Consider the following 22,624-nt stretch of genomic DNA (forward strand, 5'->3'; position numbering starts at 1 on the left):
TCTGGTGAGTGGATAAGAATTTTTGTTTAATTTATTGATTAAACATTTAAGAATGCTCCTTTAATGGATAGTGGAATTGTAAGAACGAATACAATTATACACGAATGGAGTCATTAAAAGATCGAGGTAAGGTAAAATGGCAAGGCTTCTGTATGCCAGAACACATTAAAATGTTAGAAGGTTTATACTACCGCCAACAAAAGCCTACACTAGATGATTACCAAATTGAAGAATCTGAAAACAAAATATGATGCTATGGAGTTTAGTTCGACTATAAAATTTACTGTTTGGGAAGATGCGTTTGATTGGGAGTATATTAGCCTGGTACATTGATTAGATCCAATAACTAAGCTGACTAATTAGACGGGCTAAATAGATTTAACTAAAAAACACAGACTGTTCAGTATCTTTTTTTTATATCTTTCTCCTATTAATAATATATAAAACTCCCGATAATATAGTAAACATAAGTTAAATGACTAATTGTGACTAAGCAAAGCGAACAGATATTTATTAATTTTGAATACCCCACCTTTTTAAAAAGATGGTAGATTAATAAGAGAAGACCTAGAATAATCAATTGTAATATAAATGTTATATAGATATATGCATGTAAAGACTCTCCCTTTCCAATGTAAATACCTGTACCTACTAACATAACCCCTAATAGTACAGATATCGCAATTAGATTACTTAGGATACTACTCTTACTTTCTACTATTTGTGTAGGAAACAATGTTATTCCTAACACCATGAAACATATCAAAATATGAAGCAACCATACTAACATGATTAAATCTCCTATCTTCTTCTCTTAATCGCATTTGAGCTTCTAATTAATTTAGTACAGGATTATTTCCAACATAACTATACCCATTTTGAGTAAGAATGTCATCTTCATCACCAGGATCTGGATCTAACGATAAAAAGACACCGTGAGTTGGATGATAGTAACATGCCATTAAATAGGAAAGCCCTGTACACCCTAGTTGAAGAAGAAAATGATTATACTACTTATTTGATAAAAAGAATATCGTGTTAGTCATTAAAAATCCACACTTAAATTCCTCATTTTTTTCTAATCATTTAAAAAGGAATCAGTCGGACATAGTGAAATGATAGGTAAAATCATTTAAATTGGTATAAAGATATTTTGTTTTGTTTTGTTTTTTCGTAAAACAGAATAGCCCCTACCACTTGAACTTCTACTGTCGCCAGTATCATTTGTGCTTTCTTCTTATGGCTGCTTTAATTCCAAGAGGACAAAAACTCTTCAGCCTAAACCGCACTGTTATTGCGGTCTGAATTTTCGTTGATGAACGACACCACTTCAGGTATATGAGTTGGATTTGCTAAGGCTATCTGGATATTTCTCCCCCCTTAACGCTTTTTAAGACAAAAGAGATTTATATATTTCACCTATAATGCCTTCCATTTGATGAACACCCAATTCTGCATTCGTCATTATGACTGCACCTTTCTCTAAATACGGAAACGCCACCATCATACATTGAAAACCCACGCCCCAACCAAGTGATGTAATTTCTAGTTCTTTTTCAGAGCTTTCAAGAAACACACCTAACCCAGTCCAACTTTTACCTCTTTGTGGGGTTATCATTTCTTTTGCTAAACTTTCCGAAATGCCAACCTTGCTTTCTCCTTTTACAGCATTCATTAACTCACGAACTAATTCAGCTAAATTCAAGGAAGTTGTCCATAATCCAGAAGCCGCTGGATAAGGATATATAGGATATTTTCCATCTACTAATTCACCATTTTTGTTGTGACCACAAGAAAAATTTTGTCTATCCACTTCCAACATTGCTGTATTGAATTGGCTATTTGCCATTCCTAATGGTTCAAATATTTGCTCATTTATAACTTGATGAAAGGGTTTTTCAGTAACATCTTCTATCAGTTGCTGAATGATACAAAAACCTGCATCCGAATAATGAAATTCACTTTCTGGTTCACACTTGACGTCAATAGGAGTTTTACAATAAGGAGTTTGCCCCTCTAATAATTCAACCATCGAAGGAACCCTTGTTTTTGAATTCAGTTCAGGAAAACTACCTTCAGGGTCTTTAATTCCAGATTGATGACTTAGTAAGTTCCTCAATGTCACTTTTTTATTTTTAGTAAAAGCATTTTCTGGTACTTTCCACGATACAAGACTTTCATTCACATCATCATCTAAATCAAGAACTCCTTCCTCTACTAGCTTCATAGAAAGAATTCCTGTTAAGAACTTGCTAATTGAACACGCACTAAAAATAGAATCTTCATTTGTTTTTCTATTGCTTTCCACTTCTAATATGCCGTAATTTTCTGTTCCACTAATTTCACCGCCCTCAAGCAATGTGATACTTAAACCTTGCACATTATAATGTTTCATTCGTTCTTCAATGTGTATGTTTTTTAATTTCACAATTATCCCCCTTGTTTGTATTATCAAATAAAATATAACACGAATATACGTTCTATTATTATCTATTTGTAAAATAAATTAAAATAATTTTATAAGATGTAGGGCAGGCGATAAATCCACCTTTTCATTTAACATAACCAAAATAAAATAAGCTGCCTGCGGCAGCTTATTTTGAATTTTCTTCATTTCTTTTTTGTATCTTTCGTAAATCCTCGACACGATCGGGAGATTCCTCAAAGAATTCAACCAGGTCGCCAATCCTATCGATGGCATTCCAACTAAGGTGATGTTCAATCCCTTCAACATCATGATAAATATTTTCTTCCTTGACTCCAAGCAATCTAAGCATCTGTTCTAAAAGTTCATGGCGGTATACGAGTCTTTTACCAACCTTTTTCCCGTTTGCAGTTAAAACGAGACCCCGGTACTTTTCATATATCAAATATTTTTCATGATCCAGTTTTTGAACCATTTTTGTAACAGAAGATGGGTGGACGGAAAGGTTTTCGGCAATATCGGAAACTCTTGCATATCCTTTTTCTTCAATAAGTAAATAAATTTGTTCTATGTAATCCTCCATGCTAGGTGTAGGCATTCGGAATCCTCCCATTCAAACGCATATCTAAAAATTTTACTATATAAACGGCCCTGAAACAAGAAGATAACGTCTCAGGGCGCTTTTAAATGAAGTTTCTTCTCAAGTTTGTTTTACGTTTTGTTCTGTTGGGAATGTAAAACTGATCTTCTTTTCAGAATCGGACCAAGACAAAATGGCATCAAAGGTTTTTTCACCTTTTTTAAAACCACTTATCAAATCCGTTTCACCGCTCGACAACAGTTTTTTTATATTTGCTTGACTGATTTTCTTATTAAGGATTTTTTTGGAGATCGTAAAGTTACACTTGGTTTTTTGATAATTTACACATCCATAGAATTCCCCTTTATCGACAATCTTAGAACCGCATAGCTTACAGCTGCCCACAGATGCGGAGCTTCTCTTTTTAGGTCCGCTCCGTTGAATCGACTCGGTGTCCAGTCCTTGAAAATTCCAGCTTTCCGATGATTCCACGGCATCACTGATAATTTTTGCTGACATCTTTTTAACAGCTTCCATAAAGACGCCGGCTGAGGCCTTCCCTTCACCAATTTCCCTTAAACGCTGTTCCCATTTGGCTGTCATTTCAGGTGAAGCCAGGATTTTCTCCCCGATTGCAGTGATCAGCACTTTCCCTTTATCCGTCGCAAACACCTGATTTTTTTTGACATCAATATATTTACGGTCTTTGAGCATGGTAATGATGCCAGCTCGAGTTGCTTCTGTGCCGAGGCCTTCGGTTTTCATCAGCACCTTTTCTAACTCTTCATTATCCAAGTGTTTTCCGGCCGTTTTCATTAAGGTGATCAACTGGCCTTCTGTATAGCGCTTTGGAGGCTGAGTTTTTCCTTCTTTCACCTTTATTTTGGCGACCTTTCCAAAATCCCCTTTTGAAACGGACGGCAAAAGGATATCATCATCATCCTTCTCATTTTGAAAAATCACTTTGCGCCATCCCTCTTGGATCTGCTGTTTGCCTTTAGAAATGAATTCGGCACGCTTATCGACAAGCGTTTTAATGGTGGTGTAATCGAAAATGGCTTTCTCATAATGAGCCGCAATCAACCGGCGGACCACCAAGTCATAAATATTCCGTTCTTCAGCGGAAAGCCGCTTTGGATCGGTCACTTGCTCCGTCGGGATAATTGCATAGTGATCAGTCACTTTTTTTTCATTTACAAACCGTTTATTATTCATAATGCTCGGTTGTGGCAAAGGAAACAGGGATTCATATTCTGAAAATCCACTTAGTTTTTGCAATATATCAGGAAATGTTTCGGCTTCCCCCTCCGTAACATAATTGGAGTCTGAACGTGGATAAGAAACGATCCCTTTTTGATATAAACTTTGTACAATATCAAGCGTCTGTTTCGGTGAATATTTATAAATCTTGTTTACGGTTGCCTGCAATGACGATAGATTAAATAACAAAGGTGGCTGAAATTCTTTTCTCTCTGTAGCCATTTCCGCAATTTCAGCTTCTTTACCCTTGCAAAAGTCGGCAATTTTATCAGCAAGTTCTTTTGTCTTGATTCTCGGATCATTGTTCTGCTGCCATTTCCCCTGATACTTCTTACCATCCATATTAAAGTCAGCGAACACTTCCCAGAACGGTTCAGACTTGAATTGCTCAATTTCCATTTCCCGCTTCACTATCAAAGCGAGAGTCGGTGTCTGCACCCTTCCAGCTGAAAACACATCCGAAACACCTCTTTGTTTCAATAAAATACTATATGCTCTCGATGCATTCATTCCCACAACCCAGTCTGCGCAAGCTCTCGTGTACGCTTCATGATAGAGTGGCCTGGTTTTTTCCTCGCCCATCAGGTTTTGGAATCCCTCATAAATCGCTTTTGGAGTCAAAGAGGAAATCCATAAACGTTTCATCGGTTTATTGACATTACATAGATTAACGATATTGCGTACAATCAATTCTCCTTCACGCCCAGCATCGCCTGCATGAATGATTTCATCGACATCCGGTTTCCTAAGCAAAGTCTTCACTACATTGAATTGCTTTGCCTTTTGTCGGGTCACTTCATATTGAAATTTCTCTGGAATCATCGGCAATGTTTCCATCGACCATTTTTTCCATTTTGAATGATAGGTTTCCGGCGAAACGAGTTGACATAAATGCCCGACGGCCCAAGTTACATAAGCTCCGTCGGGAAAAAGTTCATTCGGCATGATTTCTATATATCCTTGCTGTTTCTTCGTTTTAAATTGAGCTGCTAACGTTGAACCTTGATCTGGTTTCTCCGCAATGATTAGCTTCATGATCATCTTCACCTAATCCGTTACAAAATATCTTTCCCTATTATTATACCTTAATTATCAAAATCGGCTAGATATGACTTCGTTTTAACTCAACTGTTCTAAGAAAACATGAAATAATTGCTTAACTCCGGTGAAGAATGTTTTCGCATCTTAGCCTTGGCCCATAATCTAAGGTAGCTAGCTTTCACCAGCTACTTACAATGAATAATTATAAAACTAGAAAAACAGGTGAAGAAAAACGAAACGTTTTTCTTCACCTGTTTTATTTTAGGGACTTTTAATTTTATTATATTTTTACATTAATCGGATAGAGATAAGGCTCATAAGGTTCACTGATTTTTTCCCAATTAGTAATTTTGATTACAGGAAGCTCCTTCCCGTTATACGTCGTAATTTCTATGACACCATTTGCTTTGATCCATGTATCCATGTCTAGGGAAGAAGCCTCTGGGAACTCTGAAAGAAATCCAATAATACTTGCGTCTGCGACACAGTGAGTAATTAAAAATCTTGAAATCACCAGCTGATTTTGAGCAAATCCATCTTCTTTATAAACAAAGCCCTTCAATTCGATCTTTCTTCCCTTGAACTTATTAATATCTTTACTCATTTCTTCATAATAGGCTGCATAAACATAGTCATTCATCTCTATATTTTGGTTTTGTTCTAACTGTTGTATCAGTTGATTATATTCTTCCTTTGAGATTTCTTCCTGCTGGTTTTCTAGAAGTGCTGGATATACAGGGTTGCCATCTATATAGGGATCATCCTGACCATTTATGTTACTCTCTTCCATTTCTTCTGGCGGGTTACTATTTTCTTTATTTTTGTCTTCTTTAGGTGCTTGTTTTTGGTTTGACAGTGCCAGCATTGCCCCTTTCTTATTGGCAATAGAAGCATCGAGTACTTTGGGTGGAAGCAGAAACCCAGTTAGTAATGGAAACACAATAATAAAATACGAAATTAGTTTTTTTGTGTTAAAAGAAGAATCTCCATGATCATGGTTATGGTCGCACCCATGGTCGTGATGATCACAATGATGATAGCTGCTGTTCTTTGCTTTCCATGTCCTTGTAATTTGAATAAAAAACAAAATCAAAAATATTACAGCAGCTACCTGGCTTAAACTTCCATATTTCGGATTGATGAATTTTGTAATTTCACCGGTCACATGAAGCTTAAATATGAGGGCCGAAAAAGCTAGTAAAATTAAAGCTCTAGCAACTTGCTGAAATTGGAGTTGCATGATTTTCCCTCCTTATAAAAAGCTTTGCAGCAGCATTAATGTGATAAACACCATGGAAACAACCAATGCTAGCAAAACCATAACAAATTTAAATCGAAAAACGCTCATCATCAAAAGTGTGTTCTTTAAATCAATCATGGGTCCAAAAATCAAGAAGCCAAGGATTGATGAAACTGGAAAAATACCGCTAAAAGAAGCTCCTATAAACGCGTCTGCTTCAGAACATAGAGATAAAACGTAAGCCAATCCCATCATAACAAATATAGAAGAAGCCGGACCGTTTCCAGCCTCCAACAAGGATTTTGCTGGCATATAGGTTTGTACAACAGCAGCTAAAAAAGCTCCTATAACCAGGTATTTCCCCATATCAAAAAACTCATCAATTGAATGTGTGAGCATCGACCAAAAGCGACTGGAAAGTGATTGATTTTTACTGTGATTATGGGTTGAAACGGAATTGATAGGAGCCTTAAATTGATTGCCTTTAAAAATCCAACTGACAGCAAAGGCAACAATTATAGCCACCAGAAAACCTAACCCCATACGCAATCCAGCAATTTTAAAATCGTTTCCAAATGCCAAATATGTAGAAGCAATAACAATCGGGTTGATAAGAGGGCCTGTTAACATAAAACCCATCGCAGCATGAATAGGTACTCCTTTTACAACTAAACGTCGAACAATGGGGACGATTCCACATTCACAGGCAGGAAACAGCGCTCCTACAATACAGCTCATGATTACAGCCATAACCTTATTCTTTGGTATCCACCTTTGAATATGTTCCTCAGTAACAAAAATTTGGATTACTCCAGCGATGAGGACCCCAATTAAAACAAAGGGCAGGGCTTCTATTAAAATACTTAGAAAAATAGTATTTAAATTTAACAATGACGGTGGAATAACAAAGGTTTCTTTTATATTAGAACTGAAAGAAAACAGGAAAAGAGTTAGCGCTATTATGATAATACCGGTTATATCTATCATATAACCTCGAATAATCCGATTCATGGGTACCTCCCTCAAAATGTAGTGCTTCTTCCATAAAATATATTAGAAAGTTGTAGAGTATGAATGAAAGATACACTTCATAGTATATGGTAAACTTTAACAATTAAATTCATATGACTAAAGTAAAGAAAGCCCTCCACAAAAAGATGGAAGGGTTATGAAAGTTTTAGATTCTAGCTATGTTAAATATTTTTTCTCTTATACTATGTTTGGTTTTATTCATTTAATGCTGTCTTTGATCTTCAGTTGCCCCTTCCTCGCCTTCGTATCTAAGTTCGTCAAAGTGTGTTCCTTCGCCCTCATGTTCATGTTCGTCAGAATAAGTTGGGGCAATGAGCTCAGTTCCATCTGCTACTTTTAAAATACTACCTTTTTCCTTTTTCAAGGTTTCAGCTGCTTTCTCTGCAAAACCTTCAATCCCCACCCCGAAGGTTTCCATTTTCAAATCGGAATTATTTCGTTTTAAATCTTAAAACAATTTTAGAGTAATGTAATGGATTATTAGGGGTATGGTGATAATTAACATGCACTAAAACAGGAGAACGTAATTCATTACGTCAAAGAAACAAATAGTCCACGCCTAAAAAGTCCACATTTAACCGTATAACAGGCTTCCAATAGTGTGAATGAGCAGATTTTTCGCTAGTTGGGTGATTCTCCTTTATGGCAGCTCATATCTTAATATAGAAGTTTTTTAAGTTCACGTCTTATTACTATTTATTTTCGAGATCTTTTAATTGAGAGTAAACTTCCCTACTGTCTAGATTTTCTCCAATAACAACGAAATGATTTTTAAAAACAATATCTTGTGGATAATAAGAAGGAACCCCGTATGTATATTGGAATAGATTAACTTTCCCTTTTTCTTCCTCGAATCGAACAAAGCCCTTTATTCGGTGAATTGTATCAGGAAGTTTCATTAACCAATTTTCAAAATCTGTTTTTTTAATTTCATTCGTAAAGGTATAGGTTAATGATTGGATATGCAAACGTTGATGAACATTCAACTTCTCAAATTCACAAATGGAATTACGATTGGAATAAGGAATACCTGATAATGATATGTTCGAATAATTAGTTATATGAAGAGTTGCACCTGGGTTTATTGATTTTATATCAGCTTTAATTTGCTGTAATTCTTTTTTACTTAACCGAATAGTTTTATTGATGATCAAGGTATCTCCATGTTTTACTTGCTCTTCATATAAGCGATTCAGTTGAGGGCTATTTCTGCTCCTTTGTAACCATCTGTATGCATCAACCGTTGTTATGATTGAGCGTATGGATATACGGTCAGCAATGACAGGAGACAGACAAGCATCCAGGATTTCAATAGGATGGGCCACACCAGATGCCTCTATGAATATTACATCAGGTTGATGCATCTGGAATAATGTTAATAAAGAGATTTCCAATTCATCTTTAGCCGTGCAACAGATACATCCATTCAACAATTCCTGTAGAGGAACATTGTCCCCTATTATGTCTGAATCAACGGATTTCTCGCCCAATTCATTCATTAAAACTGCCACTTTTCTTCCGCTACCTTTTTCATCCATTAATAGATTCTGCAACAAAGTAGTTTTTCCACTTCCGAGAAATCCACCTATGATAACTACCTCTACTTGCGCCATTTTAACTACTCCTTAATAAACATGTTACTTTAAAATTATGTTAGTAATAATATGTCTATATTTGATGCAAACTTTTGTTATCCTTTTTACCAGGTTTTCATGTTTGCTCATTTTAAATAAACTTATTTCCGCAAAATTGATTACTTATCATATAATCTTACCTATTCATAAACGGATTTATCTTATACATTCCAAGTAAATGGGTCTGGAAGCCCTGCCCAGTTGCTTTCTAGCTCACTTACCGTTAACAAGCACGCATCCAATTCTTTTGTGAGTTTTCTAGTGTTGATATCCATCCCAATGAAGACAAGCTTAGTATGACGATCTCCATACTCAATATCCCATTCCTTAATGATTTGTGGTTCTTTATTAAATATCTCCTCTTGTTGTAGTTCCGATAGAGAGGCAACCCAATAAGACAATGGCTCAAGTGTCACTGATGGCCCTGCTTGTGAAAATAGCAAAGCTACATTATTTCTGGTCGCACACCATGCAATCCCTTTAGCTCGTACGATTTCTTTAGGCATTGAATGGATCCAATTTGAAAATTTCTCTGAATTAAAAGGCAATCTTCTTGCATAAACAAACGATGATATTCCATATTCTTCGGTCTCGGGTGTATGTGTAGCATGCCCTTCATTTAATTCTTGAAGCCAACCTGCTGAGGTGCTTGCTTTATCAAAATCAAACAGTCTAGTATCCAAAATGTTTGTTGGATCTATCTGGCTATTTTCTGTACGGATCAGCTTAGCATCAGGTTGTAATTTACGTAATACATTCTCTAATTGATTTAAGTTTTCATCCTCTACCAAATCACATTTATTAAGAATGAGTACATCGCAAAATTCAATTTGATCTATCAATAAATCAGCAATATTTCTATCATCACTCTCGCCTACTGCTTCCTTTCTATCCAGTAAGGAATCCCCTGATTGAAAATCATGCCAGAATCGATTCGCATCTACAACCGTAACCATAGTATCCAATCGGCAATATTTAGTTAAATCGATACCCATATTCTCATCTATATATGAAAATGTTTGTGCCACGGGAATAGGCTCGCTAATCCCAGTTGATTCTATGAGAATATAATCAATATCTCCTGCTTTAGCCAACTTTTCTACCTCTTGAAGTAAGTCTTCACGTAAAGTACAGCAAATGCAGCCGTTGGACAATTCAACAAGCCTCTCTTCTACCCGAGAAACATGACCACCTTGTTTGACCAGTTCGCTATCAATATTTATTTCACTCATGTCATTTACTATCACTGCTACTTTTAATCCTAGGCTATTTTTTAAAATATGATTCAGTAAAGTTGTTTTCCCTGCCCCTAGATAACCACTTAATACCGTAACCGGAATTTTTTTCATATCATTTCCCTCACCTTCTAATAAATAGTAGTCATTTCGATTTACGTGAATGTTTTCTTTGGTCCAAGGCACGCTTGGTCACTATCATGCCACCACCCCATGATAGCAATAGGTGCCATAATTGAAGTGAAATCCAGTATTTCATCACTAAAATTGTAATACCTTATCTGTTTTTTATCATTCAGTCCACATAAATTGTTCACCTATCCCCAAAGCTAAGACAAGATTTTTTCCATATACCTTCTGTCCATTAGGTAAGGAAACAGACCAACGATCATCTGTCTTTTCAATGTATCCAGGCTTTTTTAATTACCACTTCTTCCATGAGCTAATTACAGTGTTCATTGATAGCATCAGTGAAGGACGGTTTATAATATCCGTACAGAGCTGTATGTCCATGCATCCAATCTTAAATTGTAGGGGAGTCACCAGCTTAGTATTTTTCCCTTATCTAAAAAGGAGACTAATAAAGTGCACAGATGGTTTTAAGGTTAAGATAAGAAGATAAAAGCTCGCTGGGTAGTTTTATCGGATTGCTTTAATTTATCAGTATAATCAATCCATTTAATTCGATTACACCGTTCATCTATAGATTTATCTATTTCCATTTGTGCCTCATCCATTATTTCCTTTATTGTAGAGATATGGAGAGAGAAGTGATCTGCTGCCGCTTTAAATGGAGATTTCTCAATCATTAACTGAAGAAATTGCTTTTCATTCACAGATACTTCCTCTAATTGATATTCCATACTCTCAATATACTGGTAAACTTCTCTGTGTATATTAGGTAATTTTTTGATAACACTTCGAAGTAAAAATTCCATTAAGATAGGATTAATCCGCTCCATATTTTCACCCCTTAATATTTCCATAAAAACACCAACTACCAAATTTGAACATCTGGTAGTTAGGAGATTGAATATTTTACCAACTGGATTTTTTCACACCCGGTATTTGACCTATGTGAGCATACTCTCTAAAAGCAATCCTAGACATTTTGAACTTTCTTAGATATCCCCTTGGCCTTCCAGTTACTTCACATCTGTTCTTAAGCCGTGTAGGTGAAGAATCTCTAGGAAGTTTTCTTAGTCCTTCAAAATCACCTTTTTCTTTTAACTCTGCACGAATGGCTGCATATTTCATCACCATCTCCTGCCTTTTTTGTTCTTTAACAACTTTTGATTTTTTCGCCATAATAATTCTCCTTCCTCAAATCGAAACAATTACGATTTAATGCGTAATAATACCCAGCTTCTCTCCCGCTATGAGTTATAGTTATAACTTTAACATTATAAATCGTAACAATTACTATTTACAAGTTTTTTTTATAAATAAATTCATGCATCCCTTCTTTAGAGTTATAAATCCTTAAAAATTCTGCTTGATGTCGAATTTTTTTGACCGAAGTATTTCGATTGTATAATTTTGCTTGTTAATCCACTTCAGAAAAAACAAAGTTGACAAATTCTTCGGCGCCTATAGATAATTCTATCGGGATTCTATTCGCGTTAAAAAGCCCAAGGGGTTAATTTTCCTTCAAAACCTGGGGCACCCCACCCTGGTCCCCTCCTGCCTACTTAACTTCTCCCTTCTACGAACGCACTCAACAACAATTTCGCGCTATTTTGCTGAAAGTATCATGGTATCACTTTTTCTTTATGTTATTGAAGCATAAGCATCATTTAAAAGAAGTATCAGATGTTCTGTTCCTCCTTTGAACACAATGAGTAAGAGCTAGCATATACTTTTAAAGCCCTAAGGATTTTCCATTTTGCGGTCCTACTGGTGACTATGTTTGTTTAGCCGTTTCAAAATAAACAGGACATTTGTCGGAAGGGGAATATAAAATCTGGGGGGAACTAGTAAGGTGTATTGAAAATACAAAAAAGAGGGAGATGGCGCTTTGAAGAAATTACTTAGCTGTTTGATAGTATTAACAATAGCCCTGGGGATATCTTTTTCCACCGCTTCAGCATCTGCTGGAGGATTTCACCACCCGCAAAGCTGGGATAAAAACTCGATTTTGCGGAAGGACACTCATGGGGTGGAAGTCAAAAATATGCAGTATATCCTCAATGTCATGGGTTTTTATACTGATTCAGCAGTGGTTGACGTTGATGGGATTTTTGGGCCGAAAACCGAAGCGGGTGTAAAGAAATATCAAAAAGAAAACCATCTTATAGTGGATGGTGTGGTTGGCCCCAAGACGTGGGCCAGTTTCTCGCAATATATTAAAAAGAATGGCGAGAACACCTATGGAGCAGGCGGGTACATGGGTCTCAGAATCAAATGGAAGTACGACGATTCTTCTTATACATCAGGATCAAAAGCCTACATTTACGGTAATGGAGATACATTAAGTGACCAATATCGCCTGTATGCCAATTAAAAAACTCAGGTCCGTCAATAAGCGATGTCAATGAAGGAGAGAGAGATAATTCTATTAAATTTCTCCTTTCTATTAGTTTCAGGTTAATTGTAAAAAGCCGATGATTCCTACGTAAGAATCATCGGCTCTATTCATTCAGAAATATTCGCTTTCTGTTTTTTTATGGGTTAAAACCCAATATAAATCGTCCATTTAACGATAAAAAAGTTTTCTAACTCAGGCTCGTTTTATTTGATTAGCACCTAGAAAAGCTATTCTTATAAATTTCGCAAAGCATCTGATATAGGAGTTTTACCATAGCTCATTGTGATGACTTTTCAAATGGTATTAGGATCTTGCAAACATTGAACTAACGTGTCCACTACATTTTCTATAGCATTTCCATAAAAAAAACAGTCAAAAATGACTGCTCTTCTTTATGGTTATAGTGTGACTGAACAGGAACCAATTTCATTTCCACCCCAGTTTAGTGAAAGCTTGTCTTGATCTGAAAGAGGACCAACGCCACTAGGGGTTCCGGTAAAAATAATATCTCCTTTCCCAAGCCCAAAATGCTCTGCCGTAAACTCGATAATCGTTTGCAAATCAAAAAGTAAGTCTTTAATATTTCCGACTTGTACACGCTCCCCATTTTTTAAAAGAGAAAAATCTAATTGTTCACATGCTTCGACACCCTGAAATGGAATAAAATCACTAACAACAGCTGAATTTTTAAATCCTTTAGCCAAAAGCCAAGGATGCTGTTTTTGCTTTAACTGTGCTTGAACATCTCTTAGTGTTAAATCCAACCCAATGGCCATAGCATCAACTATTTCATCTACTTTCATTCCTGTTTGGTACTGCTTTGCGATATGTATGACAAGTTCTGTTTCATAGTGAATGGAACCCTGATTACTTGGCAACGTAATTAACTGGCCATTTGCTTCTGCAAGCGAATGAGTTGGTTTTGAAAATAAAAAAGGGGAAGTTGGTATTTCATTATTTAATTCTTTTGCATGTAAAGCATAGTTTCGACCTACACAATAGATATTTTTAATGTCTTTCATTACTAAACTCACTCTTTTCTTTAAATGTAATTTCATGCTAAAAATGTAATGATTCGATAGTAACAGGTACATACTCTAATACTCTAATAATCTTAAATATATTTTATATTTTTCTGACTTTTTATACAACCGTCCTAACTATTAAAGATGTCCATATTGAATAACATAATTCGTTTTATCAAGTATGTTCGTACGATGTTAGGATTTATATTCTTTCAAAAAAGTAAAGGCCATGGTTTCTGAGTAGAAGCGATGCATATATTTAAAATGAAGCAGACTCCCCATAGGGGAAGCCTGCTTAAAGTCTTAAGAGCTTGTTATTTCCTCTTGTTCAACAACTACAATTTCTTTTTTGTGAAACATTTCCTCCGACTTTGCTATTACTACTGTAGCCAATGCATTCCCTACCACATTGTTGCAGTTCGAGTCATAGCCATTATGAAATCAACGGGTACACCAAATGATAAAATCCAAACACCTACCAAAAAGAGGTAGAATATATTCTACCCCTAAATTCATACAATTTAGTTTTTGTTTTGGTTATTTTTAAAGCTTTTAGTTCTAAGTCCTCTACCCCCTAAAATCCCTCAAGTATTGGACTTAGTAATGTTTCGTCTGTATCCCATTATTTTTTTACGAATTTCATTTTTTGTATTTGAAATCGATCCCCCCTATCCTATCCTTTTCTTGTCTTGTTTTCTTTGAAAGTAACTGCTAATAGTGCCTTTAAAGCCACAATTCTCCCGGATTGATGCTCTTACTTTACTAAATACTCTATTATTGCTTGAAATGCATCTATACCCTCTGAATCAGCAGAATGATATGAAGATAATTTTATAATCACTGTATCAGCTATTGGGGCAATGTGTATTCGTTGGTCAAACTTTCCTCGAGCTGAATATCCCCCATATCGATCATGGCTAACCCACCATTTATTATAATAAGAAAATCCTGATAGATAATGATGGCCACTTTCCGCTAGATATTTTTGATTTCCTCCTTTTTGAATATCCCTAATCATATGTTCCGGAATGATTTGTTGGCCATTATAGTAACCATTGTTGCGCATCATTTCACCAAATCGTGCCAAATCACACAGTGTAGCCCGCATACCTCCGCTGGCTATATCCGTACCGATTTGATCCATATGCATCAATGCGTTTTCTTCTGCCCCCAGTTTAGACCAGATGAAATCTTGAATTAATTCCGCTAAGTTTTTCCCTGTCAAGCGTTTGACAATCCATCCCAACGTTTCTGTTTGTCCGTTTTCATACTTAAAAACAGTACCAGGCAATTTATCCTTTTTGCTCGATATCATAAATTCGTATAAGTTTTCCGGCCCATTATAGTTTTCAGGTTTTGGCATTGAACCGGATGCAATAAAAATCGGTGTCCCGCGGCCTAATCCCATTGGCGTGTCAGCTTCCATATATTTCACAGGAACTTGCATCTCTAGCAATTGCTGAACAGTTCCCTCACCAAGTCCTGTTCCTTCTAACTCGGAAATGTAGAAGGAAGCTTTTTCGTTTAAATCCAATACTCCTTTATCAGCAAGCAAACTAACAATCAAGCCGACAAATGATTTTGTAACGGAGTTCAATGCATGTGGCTGATACGATTTATATCCATTAAAATAGTTCTCGTATAATACTTCTCCTTTATGCATCACTAAAAAAGCATCAGTGTTCGTTCTCTTTAGATACACTAAAACACTTTCAGCATTGGTAACGTTTATCTTTGCTAAATCTAATGAATCTTTAGCATATGATAATGGGGTCGGCTTATGGTTTCCTCTCCAGATAATACGGTTGGAACTCAGTTCACCGCTATGACAGTACCCTTGCAATTTTTTTTGAGTAGTAAACCAATTATCCTTCGTCACGATATCCTCTGAATTTGGCGGAAAAATCTTTATTTCATTCTTTGTAATGGCCTGCATAATAAAAACCTCCTATCCGTTAAAAGGATTGCTCTATAAGCATAGAATCTTTTGTATCTTTGACATTATTTTTTATCGTTATGGAAGCTATGGCCCCTGCAATAGCAGCAGCAATTAAAAACCAGGAAGCAGCATTGTATGAACCATTGAAAAGAGTAAGCACAGTCCCAATGACGACAGGAGAAATCCCCCCGGCAATTTGCCCGCCAAAACCGACAAGTCCTGTCACAGAACCAGTTACTTCCTTTGGCGAGTATTTAATGACCATCGTGTAAAGGGACGTTCCGATAAATGCGATGGAAATAGCATTAAAAGTCATATACACAATCCCTAGTGTCACAGATGTTGCATTAAACATCATATATAGAAATACACCAGAAGATATGGATCCTGCTACTGCCAGATATTTTTCTCTCCCTGTCATATATTTATCTAAAATCCATCCGCTTGCATTAAACATAAGAAAGGAAGCAAGATACGGGATGGTCATTAAGGCACTTACTGACAATAAGTCTAACCCTTTACTTACCCAATAAGAGGGCATCCAGGTAATCATCCCCCAATTCACGATATTGGAAGAAAATTTAGTAAAGAAGATTTTCCAAAAATTATTTGTTTTAAATACCTTTTTATAAGAAACCTTCTTTTTATTCTGCTTTTCGTTATTGATTTGTGCATCTGCCGGAGATTTTAGAAAGACCCAAAATGCCCATGCGACTAAAACACCTATAATCCCTATGCTGACAAACATCGATCTCCATCCAAGGGAAACCACCAAAACCCCGATCGTAATGGAACCTATCGCACCCCCGAACGTTTGTGCGGATAGAAAGAATGAACTTGCTCTCCCTCTTTCATTTTCGGGAAAGTTATCCGAAATCGATCGTATACTTGCAGGAAAAACACTGCCTTCCCCGATACCAAACAGGAAACGAAACAAAAGTAGTGATGCAAATGACCAAGCAAAACTCGTAAAAGTAGTAAAAAGCGAAAAAGCTAAGATGGAAAGTACTAACACTTTTCGTGCACCGTACTTATCGGTAAGCCACCCTCCAATTGGATGCATCAGAGCGTAGCTAAAAAAGAAGATACTCAAAACCAAGCCTGTTTCAAAAGAGTTAAGGTGCAGGGCTTTTTGAATTGGAATAATGGCTACGTTTATCGACGCTTTATCAATGTAACTTAGTGTCATTCCAATAAATAGTAGAATGATAATAATGGTTTTACGCTTTTTATTGGTCGCATACGCATGCATTCCATTCGCCTCCTTTCGCAGTATGAATCAACACGGTTAGCCGTAATCAATACTATACTTAACCATTCAAAAGCACGAAATGAAAGGGCTTTCATTTTATTGTAAAACATCTTATTAAAAAATACTGATAGAAGTCTTGGCAAGGGACATATTGGGGATGCCCTTTGCCTGTTGATGTCTTATTAATTTACCAGACGTTCTGTCCCTTCCCAGAAAGGTTTTTTCAGCTCTTTCTTGTCTATCTTCCCTACCATTGTTAGAGGTAATGAAGTCTCAAAATAGACCTCTTTTGGAACCATATAGACAGAAGTTCGGTCTTTACAGAACTCGATTAATTCTTGCTTTGTGCAGGTTTCACCTTCACGAAGCTCAGCAAATATACATACAGCCTCACCCCAATCATGATGTGGTATGCCAACGCAAGCGCTCAGTGCTACCGCAGGGTGCTGGTTCACGATCCTTTCCACTTCAGCGGGGTATACATTGAAACCGCCAGAAATGATCATATCCTTTTTCCGTTCAACAATATGAAGATAACCGTGTTCATCCAGTTTCCCAATATCTCCCGTATAAAACCAGCCATCACGATATGCCTCTTCTGTCAGGTCTGGTCTTTTGTAATAACCCACTGAGACAGAAGGGACTTTGACAGCAATTTCTCCTGGCTGCATAGATTCCACGTCATCTCCATTGTCGTTAATCAAGCGAATTTGCGTCATTTTACACGGTTTTCCGCAGCTTTTTAACACTTCAGGGTAGTTCTCGTACGCCCAGAGATGATCGCTTTTTGTTAGTCTTGCGATCAAGATACTGCATTCAGTCATCCCATACTGCTGCCTAAAAATAGGTCCAAAGATTTCAAACGCTTCTTTTAGACGTTCTGTAGATATAGGGGATGAACCATAATTAATGTTTCGCAACGAGCTCACCTCGTAGCTTTTTTTCTTAGCCTCCTCAATCAATCGGTAAATAATTGTCGGAACAATAAAAGTACTTGTAATCCGTGCTTCTTGTACCGTCTGTAAAAACACCTCTGGATGAAACGCTTTCATAATGTAGATATGGCAGCCAGAAACTAATGACCGCTGCATGAGCACACCTGCTGAATGAATAAGCGGAGTACAAAACAAGATCTTATCTTGGTCATCGTATGGATATTCCATACATGAAGCCATGAGAGAGGCTCCAAAACCCCGTTGAGAGTGCATAACCCCTTTTGGCGTGCCTGTTGTACCACCGGTGTACGAGATAGTGGCTAAATCATCTAATGTGGCAACAGGAAATGCCATACTGCCTCTTTTGTCATCTAAATTAATAGATTGGATTTCATCAGGGTATTCAATTCCGAAGCCTGGGAGGCCGATAACCGTTACAATTTCATTATCCTTCTCTTTTTGATAGTCAAGCACAGGAATTATGTGTTTCTGGGTTGCCATAATGAACACTTGGGGCTCGGCATCTCTCAAGATAAACTCGATCTCTCTAACACCCAGCTTATCATTTAATGGGATGACGGTTGCCCCGCATCGACTAACAGCAAGATTATAAACGACGTTTTCAATGCTATTGGGAATGACTATCGCAACATGGGTTCCGACATTTACACCAAGCCGTATCAATTGGTTCGCTGCCGTCTCCACTTTATTCCTTAATTGCCTGTAAGTGATAGTTTCATTTGTCTCTACACAAGTCAGTGCTGGCTGATGATCAAATTTGTTAATGTTGTTGAACAGAAAAGCCTGAAAAGTTAAAGTATCCAAAAATATTTCTCCTCCCTAGTAAAATTTCAAAATGATAGGTTGACATTAACTATTAATCTTTACGATATTCTTAGCTGTTAAATCATGAATGGTACTTTTTTCCGCAGCCTAAATACCCGAGTAATCCCTCTTTAATGACTTCGTATCCAAGTCTCAAACGCTTCATCACATTCGGATGGAATTCTTCGACAATCACATCGGCTTCTTGAGAAAGTTTAAGAGATAGTTCTTTTCCCTTTGGGGTTTTAAATTTAGGGCAACCGATTTCTTGTTTCGATTAAGGATATTGAAAAATGAGGATGACTTTCTAGTCGGATCGCCATGTTTCGTATCTTCGATTCTTAATACATCCATCCCCAAATCACCGAGCAGCATCGTGCAATACGGTCCCGGTAATAAACGGGATATATCCAGCACTTTTGTTTTCACTGAATATTCAAACAAAGGAATCCGCCTTCATTTCTTATTTTTTCAGCAATTCTTTCGCAATTGTATTTTTTTGGACTTCCGTTGTACCCGTTAAAATCCTAAACATCCTTACGTCTCTGTACATTTTCTCGACAGGATGTCCTTTCATTAGCCCCTGCCCGCCAAAGATTTGAACGGCTTTGTCGGCAACTCGATTGGCGACCTCTGAAGTAAAAACTTTAACCATAGATGAAGCCCCTCTTACCTTTTCACCGTTATCAATCTTTTCAATTACATCGTAAAGCATGCAGCGTGCGGCGTATATTTCCGTTGCCATTTCCGCCAGCATATGTTGAATCGCTTGAAATTCTCCAATCGGACGGCCAAACTGGATCCGCTCCTTGGCATGATTAATGGATAAGTCTAATAGCCGTTGGGCCACGCCAAGGTAAGTAGCGCCCCATGAAGCCCGATTTTCATTTATCCTGCTAAGTCCCAGCATTAGCCCTTTGCCCTGTTGACCAAGAATATTGGAAGCTGGGACCCGGCATTGGTGAAAGATGAGCTCAGCCGTGCTTCGTTCTCCCGAAATCGGGACTTGAATGTTTCCTACTTCAAAACCTGACCTTCCCGGTGATTGTTTCTCTACTATAAAAGCGGTCACTCTTTCAACGCCTGTCTCCATGATCTCTTTCGCCATCACAATAGCCCAATCTGCATAAGGAGCAGCGCTAATAAAATGCTTTTTCCCATCTAAAATGTAGTCATCACCATCGCGTACTGCCGTAGTTTGAATGGCATGGGCATCAGAACCTGCCCCGGGTTCTGATAACGCAAAACAACATCCCGCATCTGCATTAATCACCGGCCATACATATTTCGTTATTTGCTCTGGAGTAAATATTTTTAACATCTGACCTATCCTTAATGGGCCACCTATTTCCCCTAATACGTGCCCCCATAAAGCCGCACCTGATTTCGCCAACTCTTCCTTTAAGACACATAGCCCTTTCAGGCTAAGTGCTTCCCCGCCAGCCTCTTTCGGAAGGCTGATACCGTAAAACCCCAGTTCCTTCGACCGTTTTCTGACCCACTTAATTTGTTCCATTGGAATTTCTTTTTCTGAGTCAATTTCGTGTTCTCTTTCAAAAGGTAACAACTCTTTGTGAATGAAATGAAACAGCCTATCCCTTAAATGTTCTATATTCTCAATTTGTTCTGTTTTCTGCATACTTTACTCCTTTCCAAAACACGTTTTCTGATTTTAAAAGGTATTTCATTTCCCCTCATCGTTATTCGAATAGTTTTAATATTCATAATTTTATTTTATATATGGTTGCCATTAAAGTAAAATAGCTATATATCATATATACTTGAACCAAATTCATACAAAGGAGGGAATGTTGTGCACCTAGAACAATTAAAATATATTGTTGAAGTGACTAAAACACGTTCTATTTCTATCGCTGCAAAAAATCTTCATGTTTCTCAGTCTACAATTAGTAAGGCTATTACCAATTTAGAACAAGAATTAGGAATTAATTTGTTTACACGTTCACGGTTAGGCGCTATACCGACAGCTGAAGGCAAAAACATCATTAAAAAAGCGTATGAAATTGTAGTTAAAATTCATGAAATACAAGAAGAAGCGCAAGCGCAAACATCCTTAATAAATGGAGAAATAAGTCTATCTGCCAGCCCCAGTTTATTCACGCCACTTTTACTCAAATCATTATCAAACTTCAAAAAAGACTATCCCAACTTCCGGATTGTCATGACGGAAAAAAAATCACCAAATATTATTGAAGATGTTTTACAAGGTAAAATTGACATGGGATTGGCCCTGATCGATGAAATTAATTGGAATTCTCATGAAGAGTTAGTTTTCGAAACACTATTAGAAGGGGAAATAATGGTATGTGTTAATAAACATTCTCCATTGGCATTCAGTGACTATTTAACTCCTCAGGAATTAATCAACGAAACAGTAGTAATGTACGATGGAGGAATATGGAAAGATTCCATTTCTGTATTTATGAATAGATTCGGCTCCTTGAATATTTTATTTACTTCAAACAATACTGAAGTCATTAAAAAAGCCGTTTCAGAAGGATTAGCGATTAGCTTTTTGATGGATATAGCACTAAAAGATGATCATTATGTAAAAAGTGGAGAAATTATCCCAATACCCTTAATGAATTTCGAATCCAACCGATCCTTCGGATGGGTACGGTCAAAGAAAAAACATTTTTCTTTAGCAGCCAGAGAGTTTTTAAAATACCTCAAATTACAAATCTCCAAATTAGAATGAGGTTTACCATTACTCGGCAATCCCCTGTATAAATCGCATGAAAGCTTCTACTTATGACTAAAAAGAATGGACTAAATTTGGCATCTCTTCCTGCAGATGGGGAAGTCTTTATAAACAGTGGAAGTCAGGTCAAATAATGCTGTGGATTTTATGGATGGTGCTGATATAGAGGATGCAGATTATGTAATCAAAGTCGGTCTTGTTGTAAAACAACGTAAGGTGATGTGAAGGGTGAACCGACCCAATAAAGTTAGACATATAGTTTAAGCAACTTCTAAGACCTGAGCTCGGTATTCTATCGGACTCAGGTCTTTTAATTTTACCTTCATCGTTTGTGGTTATAGTAATAAATATAATCATCTAATTCCTTTTCAAAGTGCTCCATACTTTCAAACTTTTGGAGATAAAGCAATTCGGATTTTAACAAGTCAAAGAAGTTTTCCATGACTGCGTTGTCTAAACAATTTCCCTTGCGGACATACTTTGTATAATGTGGGCATCTTTTAACGTTTTTTGATACTCCTTCATTTGATAATGCCACCCTTGATCCGAAAGGAGGATGACTGTACCTTCTGATTTTAGGTGTTTAATCGCCTCATCTAACATATCTCCAACAAGTTTATAAACGGGCCGTTTCATCACTTTGTAGACAATAATTTCACCATTACATAAATCAAGGACAGGGGATAAGTAGCGTTTCTCCCCAAATAAATGAAACTCTGTTACGTCCATTACCCATTTTTTATTCATTTTCTCTGCTTGAAAATCACGTTTTAAAATATGGGGGGGCAATTTGACCAACATGCCCCCTATAAGAAGGATACTTTTTCATTCAGACTAAACATTTTACGCCCATTTCGTTCATGAAGCGGTTGATGGTCTTTGGAGTGTGAGAAAAACCCTATTTTTTTAACTCTTTTGTGATACGACGATAACCGTAACGTCCAAAGGGATT

17 protein-coding genes and 3 pseudogenes are annotated in these 22,624 nt (G+C 36.9%); 2 read left to right on the top strand and 18 right to left on the bottom strand.

The window, feature by feature from the left end:
* Nucleotides 1–842: 842 nt before the first annotated feature.
* From ACQKKK_RS11545 to rpsN, 11 genes and pseudogenes are all read right to left on the bottom strand, one after another.
* Nucleotides 843–980: pseudogene (locus ACQKKK_RS11545) on the bottom strand (RHS repeat-associated core domain-containing protein); the annotation flags it as partial.
* A gap of 410 nt (nt 981–1,390) precedes the next feature.
* Entirely contained in the window at nt 1,391–2,428 is a 1,038-nt protein-coding gene (locus tag ACQKKK_RS11550; protein WP_427616317.1) for a serine hydrolase domain-containing protein, read from the bottom strand.
* Nucleotides 2,429–2,594: 166 nt separating this feature from the next.
* Nucleotides 2,595–3,023, bottom strand: coding sequence for a transcriptional regulator MntR (mntR, locus tag ACQKKK_RS11555; RefSeq protein ID WP_061463662.1), 429 nt, complete (start codon nt 3,021–3,023; stop codon nt 2,595–2,597).
* A 102-nt stretch (nt 3,024–3,125) separates the two neighbouring features.
* Nucleotides 3,126–5,300 (bottom strand): DNA topoisomerase III, encoded by a 2,175-nt coding sequence (locus tag ACQKKK_RS11560; RefSeq protein WP_427616318.1) that lies wholly within the window; start codon nt 5,298–5,300, stop codon nt 3,126–3,128.
* Nucleotides 5,301–5,586: 286 nt separating this feature from the next.
* Entirely contained in the window at nt 5,587–6,546 is a 960-nt protein-coding gene (locus ACQKKK_RS11565; RefSeq protein ID WP_427616319.1) for a TIGR03943 family putative permease subunit, read from the bottom strand.
* A gap of 12 nt (nt 6,547–6,558) precedes the next feature.
* Nucleotides 6,559–7,557: a permease gene (locus tag ACQKKK_RS11570; protein WP_427616320.1), complete on the bottom strand. Its 999-nt coding sequence runs from the start codon at nt 7,555–7,557 to the stop codon at nt 6,559–6,561.
* Nucleotides 7,558–7,780: 223 nt separating this feature from the next.
* Entirely contained in the window at nt 7,781–7,981 is a 201-nt protein-coding gene (locus tag ACQKKK_RS11575) for a hypothetical protein (protein WP_427616321.1), read from the bottom strand.
* 289 nt (nt 7,982–8,270) lie between these two features.
* On the bottom strand, nt 8,271–9,191 hold the full coding sequence (locus ACQKKK_RS11580; protein ID WP_427616322.1) for a CobW family GTP-binding protein: 921 nt from the start codon (nt 9,189–9,191) through the stop codon (nt 8,271–8,273).
* Nucleotides 9,192–9,373: 182 nt separating this feature from the next.
* A complete protein-coding gene (locus tag ACQKKK_RS11585) occupies nt 9,374–10,561 on the bottom strand; it encodes a GTP-binding protein (RefSeq protein WP_427616323.1) in 1,188 nt (395 codons plus the stop codon).
* A 491-nt stretch (nt 10,562–11,052) separates the two neighbouring features.
* Nucleotides 11,053–11,409 (bottom strand): hypothetical protein, encoded by a 357-nt coding sequence (locus ACQKKK_RS11590; protein ID WP_427616324.1) that lies wholly within the window; start codon nt 11,407–11,409, stop codon nt 11,053–11,055.
* Between the two features lie 76 nt (nt 11,410–11,485).
* Nucleotides 11,486–11,755 (bottom strand): 30S ribosomal protein S14, encoded by a 270-nt coding sequence (gene rpsN / locus ACQKKK_RS11595; RefSeq protein WP_427616325.1) that lies wholly within the window; start codon nt 11,753–11,755, stop codon nt 11,486–11,488.
* A gap of 709 nt (nt 11,756–12,464) precedes the next feature.
* On the opposite strand from rpsN, the gene ACQKKK_RS11600 reads away from it, so the two are divergent.
* Nucleotides 12,465–12,950 (top strand): peptidoglycan-binding domain-containing protein, encoded by a 486-nt coding sequence (locus ACQKKK_RS11600; protein ID WP_427616326.1) that lies wholly within the window; start codon nt 12,465–12,467, stop codon nt 12,948–12,950.
* 422 nt (nt 12,951–13,372) lie between these two features.
* Here the strand turns inward: ACQKKK_RS11600 and ACQKKK_RS11605 are convergent, their stop codons facing one another.
* The 6 genes and pseudogenes from ACQKKK_RS11605 to ACQKKK_RS11630 all read right to left on the bottom strand — a co-directional run bounded on the left by ACQKKK_RS11605 (nt 13,373) and on the right by ACQKKK_RS11630 (nt 20,589).
* On the bottom strand, nt 13,373–13,996 hold the full coding sequence (locus tag ACQKKK_RS11605) for a fumarylacetoacetate hydrolase family protein (RefSeq protein WP_427616327.1): 624 nt from the start codon (nt 13,994–13,996) through the stop codon (nt 13,373–13,375).
* A 757-nt stretch (nt 13,997–14,753) separates the two neighbouring features.
* Nucleotides 14,754–15,935 (bottom strand): serine hydrolase domain-containing protein, encoded by a 1,182-nt coding sequence (locus tag ACQKKK_RS11610; protein WP_427616328.1) that lies wholly within the window; start codon nt 15,933–15,935, stop codon nt 14,754–14,756.
* Between the two features lie 19 nt (nt 15,936–15,954).
* On the bottom strand, nt 15,955–17,190 hold the full coding sequence (locus ACQKKK_RS11615; RefSeq protein WP_427616329.1) for an MFS transporter: 1,236 nt from the start codon (nt 17,188–17,190) through the stop codon (nt 15,955–15,957).
* A gap of 182 nt (nt 17,191–17,372) precedes the next feature.
* Nucleotides 17,373–18,950, bottom strand: a complete 1,578-nt coding sequence (locus ACQKKK_RS11620) for a class I adenylate-forming enzyme family protein (RefSeq protein ID WP_427616330.1) — start codon at nt 18,948–18,950, stop codon at nt 17,373–17,375.
* 82 nt (nt 18,951–19,032) lie between these two features.
* Nucleotides 19,033–19,325 (bottom strand): annotated as a pseudogene (locus ACQKKK_RS11625) (CoA transferase).
* An 88-nt stretch (nt 19,326–19,413) separates the two neighbouring features.
* Nucleotides 19,414–20,589 carry an acyl-CoA dehydrogenase family protein gene (locus ACQKKK_RS11630; protein ID WP_427616331.1) on the bottom strand — a complete coding sequence of 392 codons (1,176 nt, stop codon included), beginning with the start codon at nt 20,587–20,589 and terminating at the stop codon, nt 19,414–19,416.
* 174 nt (nt 20,590–20,763) lie between these two features.
* Here ACQKKK_RS11630 and ACQKKK_RS11635 point away from each other — a divergent pair, with 174 nt between their 5' ends.
* Nucleotides 20,764–21,669, top strand: coding sequence for a LysR family transcriptional regulator (locus tag ACQKKK_RS11635; protein ID WP_427616332.1), 906 nt, complete (start codon nt 20,764–20,766; stop codon nt 21,667–21,669).
* Nucleotides 21,670–21,932: 263 nt separating this feature from the next.
* Here the strand turns inward: ACQKKK_RS11635 and ACQKKK_RS11640 are convergent.
* A pseudogene (locus ACQKKK_RS11640) lies at nt 21,933–22,615 on the bottom strand (IS3 family transposase); the annotation flags it as partial.
* Between the last annotated feature and the right edge of the window lie 9 nt (nt 22,616–22,624).

This window comes from Peribacillus sp. NPDC006672 (assembly GCF_050274955.1).
Lineage (GTDB): Bacteria > Bacillota > Bacilli > Bacillales > DSM-1321 > Peribacillus.